Source organism: Frankia tisae, from assembly GCF_025403405.1.
GTDB classification, from domain to species: Bacteria; Actinomycetota; Actinomycetes; order Frankiales; family Frankiaceae; genus Frankia; species Frankia tisai.
In genome coordinates this window covers 1-10,765 of record NZ_JANEZT010000236.1, presented here as the reverse complement: position 1 = coordinate 10,765, position 10,765 = coordinate 1, and the positions used below count along the sequence as shown (strand labels likewise).

The 10,765-nt window shown below is 72.2% G+C and carries 15 protein-coding genes and 2 pseudogenes; 8 read left to right on the top strand and 9 right to left on the bottom strand.

What is annotated here, in order from left to right; genetic code table 11:
- From NBZ85_RS20660 to NBZ85_RS20650, 3 genes and pseudogenes are all read right to left on the bottom strand, one after another.
- Positions 1-226: pseudogene (locus NBZ85_RS20660) on the bottom strand (hypothetical protein); the annotation flags it as partial.
- Positions 223-798, bottom strand: a complete 576-nt coding sequence (locus NBZ85_RS20655; protein ID WP_372517785.1) for a SigE family RNA polymerase sigma factor — start codon at positions 796-798, stop codon at positions 223-225. The gene NBZ85_RS20655 and the pseudogene NBZ85_RS20660, both read right to left, overlap by 4 nt.
- 61 nt (positions 799-859) lie before the next feature.
- On the bottom strand, positions 860-2,119 hold the full coding sequence (locus NBZ85_RS20650; protein ID WP_261562432.1) for a benzoate/H(+) symporter BenE family transporter: 1,260 nt from the start codon (positions 2,117-2,119) through the stop codon (positions 860-862).
- A gap of 57 nt (positions 2,120-2,176) precedes the next feature.
- Between NBZ85_RS20650 and NBZ85_RS20645 the strand changes: the two genes are divergently transcribed.
- Complete coding sequence (locus NBZ85_RS20645) at positions 2,177-2,725, top strand: helix-turn-helix domain-containing protein (RefSeq protein ID WP_261559272.1); 549 nt, start codon at positions 2,177-2,179, stop codon at positions 2,723-2,725.
- Positions 2,726-3,382: 657 nt separating this feature from the next.
- Complete coding sequence (locus NBZ85_RS20640; protein ID WP_261559273.1) at positions 3,383-3,778, top strand: helix-turn-helix domain-containing protein; 396 nt, start codon at positions 3,383-3,385, stop codon at positions 3,776-3,778.
- Here NBZ85_RS20640 and NBZ85_RS20635 read toward each other — a convergent pair.
- The 3 genes from NBZ85_RS20635 to NBZ85_RS20625 form a co-directional block, all read right to left on the bottom strand.
- Positions 3,722-4,054, bottom strand: a complete 333-nt coding sequence (locus tag NBZ85_RS20635) for a GNAT family N-acetyltransferase (protein ID WP_261562431.1) — start codon at positions 4,052-4,054, stop codon at positions 3,722-3,724. The two genes, NBZ85_RS20640 and NBZ85_RS20635, sit on opposite strands and share 57 nt — an antisense overlap.
- Positions 4,055-4,330: 276 nt before the next feature.
- Positions 4,331-4,672: a hypothetical protein gene (locus NBZ85_RS33840; RefSeq protein WP_261562430.1), complete on the bottom strand. Its 342-nt coding sequence runs from the start codon at positions 4,670-4,672 to the stop codon at positions 4,331-4,333.
- Between the two features lie 265 nt (positions 4,673-4,937).
- Positions 4,938-5,237, bottom strand: a complete 300-nt coding sequence (locus NBZ85_RS20625) for an EthD family reductase (RefSeq protein ID WP_261562429.1) — start codon at positions 5,235-5,237, stop codon at positions 4,938-4,940.
- Between the two features lie 179 nt (positions 5,238-5,416).
- Between NBZ85_RS20625 and NBZ85_RS20620 the strand changes: the two genes are divergently transcribed.
- Genes NBZ85_RS20620 through NBZ85_RS33265 form a run of 4 tightly spaced genes read left to right on the top strand, consistent with a single transcriptional unit; the run spans position 5,417 to position 7,583 of the window.
- Positions 5,417-6,319: a LysR family transcriptional regulator gene (locus NBZ85_RS20620; protein WP_261559277.1), complete on the top strand. Its 903-nt coding sequence runs from the start codon at positions 5,417-5,419 to the stop codon at positions 6,317-6,319.
- 13 nt (positions 6,320-6,332) lie between these two features.
- Entirely contained in the window at positions 6,333-6,557 is a 225-nt protein-coding gene (locus NBZ85_RS20615; protein ID WP_261559278.1) for a hypothetical protein, read from the top strand.
- A 19-nt stretch (positions 6,558-6,576) separates the two neighbouring features.
- Positions 6,577-7,425 carry a class I SAM-dependent methyltransferase gene (locus NBZ85_RS20610; RefSeq protein ID WP_261559279.1) on the top strand — a complete coding sequence of 283 codons (849 nt, stop codon included), beginning with the start codon at positions 6,577-6,579 and terminating at the stop codon, positions 7,423-7,425.
- Positions 7,368-7,583, top strand: a complete 216-nt coding sequence (locus NBZ85_RS33265; RefSeq protein ID WP_368861413.1) for a Tn3 family transposase — start codon at positions 7,368-7,370, stop codon at positions 7,581-7,583. Before NBZ85_RS20610 ends, NBZ85_RS33265 begins: the two co-directional genes overlap by 58 nt.
- Here NBZ85_RS33265 and NBZ85_RS20605 read toward each other — a convergent pair.
- The 3 genes from NBZ85_RS20605 to NBZ85_RS20595 are packed head-to-tail and all read right to left on the bottom strand — an operon-like array spanning position 7,540 to position 9,868.
- The gene (locus NBZ85_RS20605; RefSeq protein WP_261562428.1) at positions 7,540-8,001 is read right to left on the bottom strand and encodes a hypothetical protein; all 462 of its coding nucleotides are present in this window, start codon (positions 7,999-8,001) and stop codon (positions 7,540-7,542) included. The genes NBZ85_RS33265 and NBZ85_RS20605 overlap by 44 nt on opposite strands.
- Before the next feature lie 5 nt (positions 8,002-8,006).
- Complete coding sequence (locus tag NBZ85_RS20600) at positions 8,007-8,891, bottom strand: ABC transporter permease (RefSeq protein ID WP_261562427.1); 885 nt, start codon at positions 8,889-8,891, stop codon at positions 8,007-8,009.
- Positions 8,888-9,868, bottom strand: coding sequence for an ABC transporter ATP-binding protein (locus NBZ85_RS20595; protein ID WP_261558704.1), 981 nt, complete (start codon positions 9,866-9,868; stop codon positions 8,888-8,890). The genes NBZ85_RS20600 and NBZ85_RS20595 overlap by 4 nt, the downstream gene beginning before the upstream one ends.
- Positions 9,869-10,056: 188 nt before the next feature.
- On the opposite strand from NBZ85_RS20595, the gene NBZ85_RS20590 reads away from it, so the two are divergent.
- Positions 10,057-10,473, top strand: a complete 417-nt coding sequence (locus NBZ85_RS20590) for a BlaI/MecI/CopY family transcriptional regulator (protein WP_261558705.1) — start codon at positions 10,057-10,059, stop codon at positions 10,471-10,473.
- Positions 10,470-10,765: pseudogene (locus NBZ85_RS20585) on the top strand (M56 family metallopeptidase); the annotation flags it as partial. The gene NBZ85_RS20590 and the pseudogene NBZ85_RS20585, both read left to right, overlap by 4 nt.

Here is a 10,765-nt window from a genome sequence, read left to right as displayed (position 1 = left end):
CCGCCGGGCCGCCGATGAGGACGCCGGTCCCGATTACGACGGCCGCCAGGACCGCGGCGCCGGCCGGGACGATGACGGCGAGGCGGCGCCGGCGCCGGGCGGCGGGCGCTGCGGCCCGCGCCGCCGCTACCAGCTCGGCCGGGGGGCGGATCTCTACCTGGCCGGCCGCCGAACGCAACCAGCCGGCGACCGCGTCGTCGGAGCTACCGGGCGGGGGCGCGTTCATCGTGTCTCCTCTCGCGGACCAACGAGGGGGTATCCGACCTGAGACGAGGCCGGTGCGCCGGCGGGGCCGGCGAGCGCGGGGTGGGTGCGGAGCTTGGCGAGCCCCTTCGATGCCTGGCTTTTCACCGTGCCGACCGAGCAGCGCAGCAGCGCGGCGACCTCGACCTCGGGCAGGTCCTCGCAGTAGCGCAGCACGACGACGGCCCGCTGCCGTGGCGGCAGCGCGGCGAGCGCCGCGGCAAGTCCCGCCCGGTCCTCGACGGCGGCGAGTTGCGGCGAGGGCTGCGCCCGTTCCGGCGGCACGTCGACGAGCACCTGGCGGACTCGGCGGCGGCGGAACCGGTGGGCGTTGGCGTTGACCATCACCCGGCGGGCGTAGGCGTCGGGCCGGCCATGGCCACGGACCCGCGGCCAGACGACGAACACGCGGGTCAGCGTCGTCTGGGTCAGGTCCTCCGCCTCGCCGGCGTCGCCGGTCAGCAGGTAGGCGAACCGCAGCAGCCCGGCAGCCCGCGGCGTGAAGTACGCCGTGAACCCGCCGTCGTCGCCGTCGTCGCCCTCGTCTGTGCCCACCACGACCTCCCTCGCCTTACAGAGACCGGCGGGCCGCTTGCAGGTTGCCCGGCTTGCCGAGCTACTTTTCCCCTGGTGGTGCGAACCCGAGCCTCGGGGCCAGGGTGGCGCGGACGAGCAGGCCGGCGGTGAGTGCCCAGAAGGCGGCGCCGACGCCGGCGAGGGTGATGCCGCTGGCCGCGACGACGAAGGTGACGACCGCGGCCTGGCGGTCGGCCGGGTCGGCCAGGGCCGACGCCAGCGACGAGGCGAGCGTGCCGAACAGGGCGAGGCCCGCGACGGCCGTGGTGACGCCGGCGGGGGCGGCGGTCACGACCGTCACGAGGGCCGTGGACACCGCGGCGAGGACGAGGAAGGTCCAGGCGGCGAGGTGGGCGACGATCCAGCGTCGCCGCGGGTCGGGATGCGCCGCGGGGCTCGCGGCGAGCGCCGCGGTGATCGCAGCCAGGTTGATCGCATGGCCGCCGGCGAACGCACCCAGGACGGTGCCGACACCGGTCACCGTCATCGACTCCCGCCAGGGGACCGCGTACCCGTAGGAGGACAGCACCGCCACACCCGGCACGTTCTGCGACGCCATCGTGACGACGTAGAGCGGGACGGCGAGGGAGAGCACCGACGCCCAGGTCAGCGTCGGCGACGTCAGCGCGACCTGGGGCAGCAGCGGCCCGTGCGGGCCGCCATGGCGGCCGAGCCAGATCCCGACCGCCACCACCGCGGCGGCGAACGCCGCCGGCACCGCCCAGCGCGGCGCGAGCCGCCCCAGCGCCAGCCACACCACGACCGCCGGCGCGACGAGCGCCGGATGGTCCACCAGCCCGTGGGCGGGCGCAAGGCACAGCGAGAGCAGGACGCCGGCGAGCATCGCCTGCGCGATCGGCGTGGGGACCCGGGCGATGAGCGCCCCGAGGCGTGGCCACAGCGCTGTGGCCAGGATCAGCCCGCCGACGACGAAGAAGGCCCCGACCGCCGCCGGCCAGCCACCGTCGACCGCGCCGGTCGAGGCGAGCAGCGCCGCGCCCGGGGTCGACCAGGCGAGCAGGATCGGCATTCGGTGCCGGCGGCTGAGCCACAGCGTCCCGAGCGCCTGGGTGACGGTGACGGCGAGCAGGCCCGAGGCGGCCTGCGTGGGGTTCGCCCCGACCGCCCGCAGCCCGGCCAGCACCACGACGGACGCGCTCGCGAACCCAACCAGCGCCGTGACGACGCCCGCGCTGACCAGATGGGCGAGGCGAACCCCCGAAACCGCCTCGCCGTCCGCGCCGTCCGCGCGGTCCAGGTTGGTCGCGTCGGCCGGTAAGTCGCGATCGCGCTGTTCCATATACAGAACAATACTGTCGATCGTTCCGAAAACAGAACTCTCGATACGCTGCCAGCCATGGAACCCGACGCCGCGGCCGCCATAGGCGCCCGGCTGCGCGCGACCCGCCAGGCCCGGGGGCTGTCACTGGGGACGCTCGCGTCGCGGGCCCGGGTCGGCAAGGGATCGCTGTCGGAGCTCGAGAACGGCGCCCGCAACCCGACGCTGTCGACGCTCTACGCGCTCGCCGGGGCGCTGGGCGTACCGCTGTCGACGCTGCTCGCCGAGCGCGGCGGCGCCGAGGTCACCTCCCCGGGCATCGGCGCGCGCCTGCTCGACGCGACCCGCCATCCCGACGGCACCACGGTCGAGGTCTACCTCCTGCACCTCGACCCGGGCGCTCGGCATGTCTCCACGGCCCACGGCCCCGGCGTCGTCGAGCACCTTCTCGTCACCCACGGGCGCGCCCGCGCCGGCGTGACGGGGCGGGAGATCGAGGTCGGCCCCGGCCAGACCGCGGTCTGGCAGAGCGACGCCGACCACGGTTACCAGGCACTCGGCCGCAGTGCCGTCGAGGCCGTCCTCACCATCCGCTCCCCCTCGCGCGAGCCGGGCCAGGCCGGCTAGCCGCGGCGACGCCCCGGGTGGCGTGGCTGTCGGCGGCGACGGCCAGGTGACCCCGAAGCGCCAGCGACCCGACAGGGTCCTCCCCGGCCGCTCGCTGTTCTCCACCATCCTGCTGCCCGGGCTGATCGCCGGCACCCTGGCCCTGTGGCTCAACCCGGGCGTTCCCGGGCCGGCGGTCCCGGCGTCTGGACGCGCCTGGGCCCAGCGGCAAACCTGTCTGCTCAGAGCGGAAAAATCTGTCCCCGCCACAGTAGACATCCGGATGCTGCCGTGGGTAGGGTTCCTGTCGTAGCCAAGAGAGTCCATGGTCGCGGCAGAGATGAACTGACGCGAGCGGGACGGCGGCCAGGGCGGCCGCCGAGCATCACCGCACCACAGTTCGGCTGTGTCCCGGCAGGTAGCAGCTACGAGGAGAGGGGAGCAGACGCCATCAGGATCGCCCGGGCGATGGGGTAGCTCGCCCGGTCACCGTGCAAGGCCCCGGATGGGAAGGTGGTCCCCGGTCACGCATACACGATCCCCGCATACCCACCCTCTCAGGTGGCAGTGCGGACTTAACGACCCGGCGCGTCTGGCCGGGAGATGGTGCTGTTGAGCCCCCGGGGCCCTGGTGCTGCAGATGGCACCAGGGCCCCTCGACGTGTCCCGAAAGGTGCGATGACCGTTAGAACCGTCCCCCGGCCGGCCGACAACCTCGACGACGACGACTACCCCGCCTACACCATGGGTCGTGCGGCCGCGATGCTCGGCACCACCCCCGCCTTCCTGCGCACCCTCGGCGAAGCCCGCCTGATCACCCCGCTGCGTTCCGAGGGCGGCCACCGCCGCTACTCCCGCTACCAGCTACGGATCGCCGCCCGGGTCCGTGAACTCGTCGACGGGGGCACCGCGATCGACGCCGCCTGCCGCATCGTCATCCTCGAGGACCAGCTCGCCGAAGCCCAGCAGATCGCCGATCGCCTGGCGGGGTGCGCCGGCCGGGCAGCGGTCGCTCCATCACCCACTCCGACTGGTCATCGCCAGGGACCGCCGCTGCGACGCTGGTCCGGGTGAACCCGCTGCGCTGGTAGAGCAGGACCGCATCAGCTCGACGGTGTCGGAGCCGGTCCGATCACCGCTGATCATGCCAGCCGGCTGACCGTCGAGGTCGGCGACGATGTTGACGGCCACCGTCTCGAGTCGAGCTCGCCATCGTCGTGCCGTGTCGCCGTCCCCCTGCCAGTCCGCGGGCGCGGAGCCGAACGCCTGCGGTGCGTCGGCCAACGCGGCCAGCCTCAGCTCGCGCCACACCGGCCAGTCGTCCACCACCAGCGTCCGCAGCTGGGTCATCGGGCGCACCTGACACTGCCGCCCGGCTGGTCCACCCGCAGGTTTCCCACGGCAGATGCCTCTCCCGACGTCCCGAACCCTGTACGGACCGGTACACCGTCCGCGCGTTTCCCGAAGTCCTGGGGCCATCAGGCTAGCTCCTCGTTCGCGCGAGGGGGGATGTCCATCAGGTGCCAGAGGGTTCCGCTCCCCCGCGCTGCGCTCGGCGTTCCCGTCGACCTCTGCGGATATACGGGGCTTGGGGAACATCGGTACAGCGGTTGGCGCCGAGAATGATCATGGTTCCTGGGTGGCGGTCTCCGAGTTCGGGTGAGGCTGGGTCTGGAGTCGCTGGCGGAGGTCGGCTTCGTCGGCTGCGAGCGGGTCGCCAGGGCGTCGGATACGGACCCGGCGGGGGCGAGGGATGTCGTCGACGCCCTGGAGGTCGGCGAAGTCGGCGTGCGCCTGGGCGACGGCCTCGGGGTACGCCTCCTGCTTCTCGTTCTCGGCGAGTGCGCGGTAGATGCTCGCGACGCTGGGGGCCTGACCTTTGCGCTTGCCGGTGGGGATGATCAGGTCGGGTTGGATCTGCTCGACCGACTCGCCGTTCGCCCGGCGGCGGAGCACGGTGTGCAGCATGTCCTCGGTGATGACGGCCGGGCGGCCGCCGTGCTTGTCCCTGCGGGCCGCGGCGTCGAGCCCTTCGCGGGTCGACTCCCGGAGACGGTGAAGACGACGCGGCAGTGCGGGGCGTGGGTCTTGGCCTGGCGGGCGAGCGCGAGGGCGGCCTCGAACTGGGGCCGGACGCGGACGCGGGTGCTGACAACCGCGAACGGCGTTCCGCCGACAGCCGGACCTGGCCGCAACGGCCGACCGAACGCGTCCCGGAGCGTACCGTCCTACCTCAGCCGGTGCCGTCCTGCACCGGATAGTGGATGATGACCGCACCGCCGGTGGCGTAGTTGGCGACATCGGCGGCTACCCGCTGGCCTTGCGGCGACGCCCGCGCCGCGGCCATGGCGGCGGCGTCAGCGAAGTCGCCTTCGAAGACCGCGAAATACGGCGCTTCTCCCCTGGTCGCCGCCACGTCGAAGCTGTAGCGCCACGCAAGCAGGCCGGGCCAATTCATGACCAGTGGAAGGTGGTTGGTCACGTAGTAGTCGCGGAAGTGGTCAGGGTCGGCGGGCTTGGAATACAGGACCACCAACTTATGCATGACGACCTCCGTCCAGATCAGGGTCGGCGGGCTGCGTGAGTGCGATGTCCAGGACCGCGGTCAGTTGAATCGTCATATGCACAGGTTAGGGCTTGGCGTGCGGTCGAGGGAAAGACCGGTACGGGATAGGCTCAGAACGGATCGTTATCAATCGGCAGGGAGGGCACGTGGCGCCGGATACGGTGAGCCTGCGGTACTTCCTGGTGCTGGCGCAGGAGTTGAACTTCACCCGCGCGGCCGCACGGATCGGTATCGCACAGCCCGCGCTCAGCGCCCGGATGCGCCGATTGGAGGCGGAACTCGGTACGGCCCTGCTGGTCCGCAACACGCGTAGCGTCGTCTTGACCACGGCCGGTGCGGCTTTGGCGGAGTCTGCGCCGCCCGCGCTGGCGGCGCTGGACCGGGCATGGGACACCGCCCGGAGCGCGGCGGCCGGTGAACTGGGCACGCTCCGCATCGGATACAGCCTCAGCGCCGGGGCCGAGACGGCACCGGCCCTGGTGGACAGGCTGATTCGCGGCAACAGCGGACTCGAGGTCGGCGCGGTCCCGATGGCGACACCGGAGATCTCCCCCGCGGTCGCCGACGGCCGCGTCGATGCCGGGATCACCCGCGGTGAACAGCCGGGCCGTGGCGTGCGCCGGTACCTGCTGCGGCGGGAGCGGATCGGCGTCCAATTGGCGCAACACCATCCGCTGGCCGAACACCCGGAGATCGAGATCGCCGCCGCGGCCGCGTATCCGCTGCGACTCCCCGACCGTGCGGCCAACCCCGTGATCCACGACCAGCTGGCCGCATTGTTCCGCGATACCCGGCCACCTCCCCGATTCCACACGCCCACAGTCTCTTTCGACATGTCACAGCGCGACCTGCGCAACGGGCTCACCCTCGCCCCGGCCGGCGAGGCCGCCGTCACGGCATCACCGCCCGGCATCACCTGGCGACCGCTGCACGGCGCACCCAGCCTGACGATCCACCTGGTCCTTCCGCGCGAACAGTCGCCACTACACCGCCGCGTCCGTGCCGTCGCCACAACCCTGGCGCACGAGCTGCACTGGCTGTCGGACTGACGGGCAGCAGGTCATGCCAGTCGCCTTCGACCCCAGCCCGTACCGGGCCAGCGCGGCGAGCCGGTTCGGCGGCAGCTTGTCCAGCTTCACCCGCCCCAGCCGGTACACGGCGATCTCGTCCACCCGCTCCAGCGCCCGCTTCATCGGTCTGGGCGGAGAAGGGCATGTCCGCCAGCACCGGCGGCCCGCCAGCATCGGCGGAACCGGAGCGATCTCAGCGCCCTCGCAGGGCGCTTGACGGTGGGTATGGTCCCTGGATGCCGGATCCGATCTTTGCCCACCCTCTCCTCGCGCGGGTCTACGACGCCTTCGACGGAGACCGCGACGACGTGACCGCCTACCTCGCGACCGCCGCCGAGCTGACCGCGCGTGTTGTGCTCGACGTCGGGTGCGGGACCGGTTCCCTGGCGGTCCTGCTCGCGGGAAGCGGCTGCACGGTCGTGGGTGTCGACCCGGCCGAGGAGTCGCTCAGGGTCGCGAGGTCGAAGGACCGGGCGGGAAGGGTCCGCTGGATCCACGGCGATGCCGCGGCACTGCCGGCGCTCGACGCGGACCTGGCGACGATGACCGGGAACGTGGCCCAGGTCTTTCTTACCGACGACGACTGGGGCCGGGCCCTGCAGGGCATCCACACCGCCCTGCGCCCCCACGGCCATCTCGTCTTCGAGACCAGGCGCCCCGAACGTCACGCCTGGCAGGAGTGGGCGGTGGACGTCGATCCGGTCACCCTCGACATCGCGGACATCGGCCTGGTGGAACGGCGCCTGGAGGTCACCGACGTCAGTCTTCCGTTCGTCTCCTTCCGCTACACCTACCGCTTCCTGACCGACGGCGTGGTCGTCACCTCGGACTCGACCCTGCGCTTCCGCGGCCGGGACGAGGTCGAAGCGAGCCTGGTCGCCCACGGCTACCGAGTCCTCGACGTGCGGGAGGCACCGGACCGCCCAGGGGGTGAGTTCGTGTTCCTCCACGGTGGGTCGACCGCGGTGGCCGGCGACTCGACGCACTTCGGCGCGTTCGACCAGAACATCTTCCCGCCACGGCACGGCTGTACCGGGCCGCCGCCGGCGAACCGGACGCCTACCCGCGGCTCGCGCCGGCGCTGACCCGGCCGATCCGCGGGGACGTCGTCGCCGAACAGTACGACCAGATGATCAAATATGCGACCGCGATCCGGACCGGCACCGCCTCCGCCGAGGCGATCCTGCCTCGGGTGGGTTTCATGTGGTGTCGAAGCAGCCGTCGAACTCGAACACCGGGTTGATCACCTGTTTGTCGGTGGAGGTCTGGATCATGAGTGGGCCGACGATTTTGGTGGGGCCGCCGGCCTGGTAGCAGCCGTTGGAGCGGACCTGGAGTTCGAACTTGCCGTTCTGGTGTTTGCCTGTGCCGTCGGTCCAGCCGACCTGGCAGATCCAGTCGCTGCCGGCGCCTTTGTCGTGGGATCCGGGGGTGGTGCGGTGGCAGGTGGGTTTGGTGGCGACGGCGGTGGGGGTGAGTCCGGGGTGGCCGAGCAGGGCCTGCTGCTGGACGTAGAGGTTGGCGAAGACGGGGCCGATCGAGCCTTCGACGCGGGGCCGGGTGACGTCGGTGGCGCAGCCGGCCAGGGCTGCGGTCAGCGCGGTCGCGGCGCTGACGGCGACGGCTGCGCGCACCAGCCGGCCGGGGGTGGGACGGTGCATGCGGGTCAGCCTCCGGTGATGTCGCGGCGGCGCAGCGCCGTGTAGGCGACGGCCAGGCAGATGAGGATGTAGCCGACGCTGACCAGCGTGCCGTCGCGCAGCGGCCCGTAGTACGGGTGCGCGGCGAGTAGGCCGTGCCAGGCGTCGAACGGGGTGACCAGGAGCAGGTGGCGGATGGTGTCGGCGCCGTTGAGGAAGGCGTAGAGCTGCATGACCAGCCCGAGGACGATCGGGCCGACGATCCCCATCGGGCTGCTTCGGGTGAGCACCGACAGCATGATCCCGAGAGCGGTGAAACCGAGCAGGGGCGGTAGCGCGCTCGCCCAGGCGGCGAGGACCAGCCCGGCGGTACGCCCCGAGGGCAGCAGGGTGCCCGACAGGCTTTCCAGTGGCTGGTGGCCGACGAGGAGCACGCCGGCGGCTAGGCAGCTCAGCGCGAGGACGGTGAGGACCAGGGTCGCGAAGGTGGCTGCGGCCAGAGTCTTGGCCCAGAAGATCTGGGTGCGGCTGTGGGAGCGGGTGAGGATCGTCTTCCAGGTGCCGTGCTGGTCCTCGCTGGCGAAGATGTCGCCGGCGACGAGGCTGGTGAGCAGCGGGAAGACCCACTGGGCGGCGAAGCCGAGAATCATCAGCGGGGTGGCGAAGCCGCTGGCGTGGACCCACCGGCCGTAGAGGGTGTCCTTCGGCAGCCGGTCCTGGCGGTCGAGGAGCACCACGAACACGAACGGGGCGACCAGGCAGACGGCGAGCGTCGCGCGGGTGCGGGCCTGGGCGGCGAGTTTGGTGATCTCCCACCGGTAGGCGGTGACCACCCGGCCCCGGCCGACCGGCCGCAGGTCGATCGTCGCGGGCGGCACCGGGGCTGTGGCGGTGGTGGCTGGGATGGTCACGAGGTCGCTCCGGTGAGGGTGTCCGGCTGGGTCTGGGCGGGCACGTCGAATCCGGCTGCCGGGTCGGATTCGGTGAGCATGAAGAACAGCGACTCCAGCGGCGCGACCTCCAGGTGCAGCGCCCGTACCGCCACCCCGGCCTGGCCGAGGGCGAGGATGTAGGCGTCCGCGTCGGCGGGCTGGGCGCGCAGTGCCAGGCCGCCGTCCGGGTGGGCTGAGACGGACACGGCCGGATGGTCGGCGCCCAGGCGCAGCGCCTGGGCGTCGTCGCTGGTCACCAGCCGGTGGGACGGGTCCGGGGCCTGGGCGCGCAGCTGGTTGATCGAGCCGTGGTAGACCACCCGGCCGGTGCGCATGATGGTGACGTTGTCGCAGATCTCCTCGACCTCGTCCATGTTGTGGCTGCTCAGCAGCACGGTCAGCCCCCCGGCAGCCAGCCTCGTGACCAGGGCGCGCATGTCCCGGATGCCGGCGGGGTCCAGGCCGTTGGCCGGCTCGTCCAGCACGAGCAGCTGCGGGTCGCGCAGCAGCGACGCGGCGACCCCGAGCCGCTGGCGCATCCCGAAGGAGTAGCCCCCGACCTTGTCACCCGCCCGCCCGGCAAGGTCGACGACGTCGAGCACCTCGTCGATCCGGCTGTCCGCCCCGCCGCCGTCCAGGCCGGCGAGCAGGTCCAGGTTCCGCCGGCCGGACAGATACGGGTAGAACCTCGGACTCTCGATGAACCCGGCGACCCCGTCCAACATCGACGGGCCGGCATCCCCCCAGGTCCGGCCGAACACCCGCAACGTCCCGGCATCCGGACGGATCAGCCCGAACAGCATCCGCAGGAACGTCGTCTTCCCCGCGCCGTTCGGGCCGAGGATGCCGTACACCTCCCCAACATCCACCCGCAGATCAACATGATCCACCGCGATGAGACCACCGAAGCGTTTGACCAGCCCGGAAGCCTCCACCGCTGGAACTCCGACCGCCATACGTCCTCCCGTCGAACATCCCCATGTCTACTACTCGATGAATAGTAGTCCGTCGTGGACGCGGCGGGTGGCGAGGTCGGCGTCGCCGGAGGGCTGGCGCCTCGACGGCCGTCACGGAGCCTTCGGGCGCCATGCTCGGCTACCAGACTCCTTGTACTATCAATCCAGTAGTAGCGAGGAGGGTGAGAGTGGCGCGGAAACCCAGGCGCGAACCGGGAGCACTCGAACGGGAGGTACTCGCCGCGATCGCGGCGGCCGGCCGGCCGCTCACTCCGGCCGAAACGCTCGCCGAGCTCGGCGAACCACTGGCCTACACCACGGTGATGACGACCCTCGCCCGTCTGCACGACAAGGGCGCCCTGACCCGCCAGCCCGCCGGCCGCTCCTACGTCTACGCCCCGGCCACCGACCCGGACACCCTCGACGCCGCGCTCACCGCCCGGCAGATGTCCCGTCTGCTCGGCGCCGGCAGCCACCGGGCCGAGACACTCGCCCGGTTCGTCGCGGACCTGCGACCGGAGGACGAACAGCTCCTCTCCGACCTCCTCGCCACCCACCAGCCGGACGCCGACGCCGACAGCATCGACGGCGGCCCCCGGCGATGACGGCCGTCGCGCTCGTCCCGTTCGTCCCGAGCCTGCTGCTGGCCGCCGGCGGCGGCTGGCTCGGTCGGCGACTCCCGCCCGCCACCGCCACCCGGCTACTCACCGCCGCCTGCCTGGTGACCGCGCTGGCCACCGGTTTCATCCTGTCGGTCGTGGCCTTCACCCTGCTCGCCCCGATGCCCGTGCTCGCCGCGGTCGGGCACTGGTCGGCCACCGTGGTCCGCGGCCGTGACCCGCTGCCCGCCCCCGCCGGGCTGCTGCCCGCCGCCGTCGTGGCCGGGCTGCTCGCCTC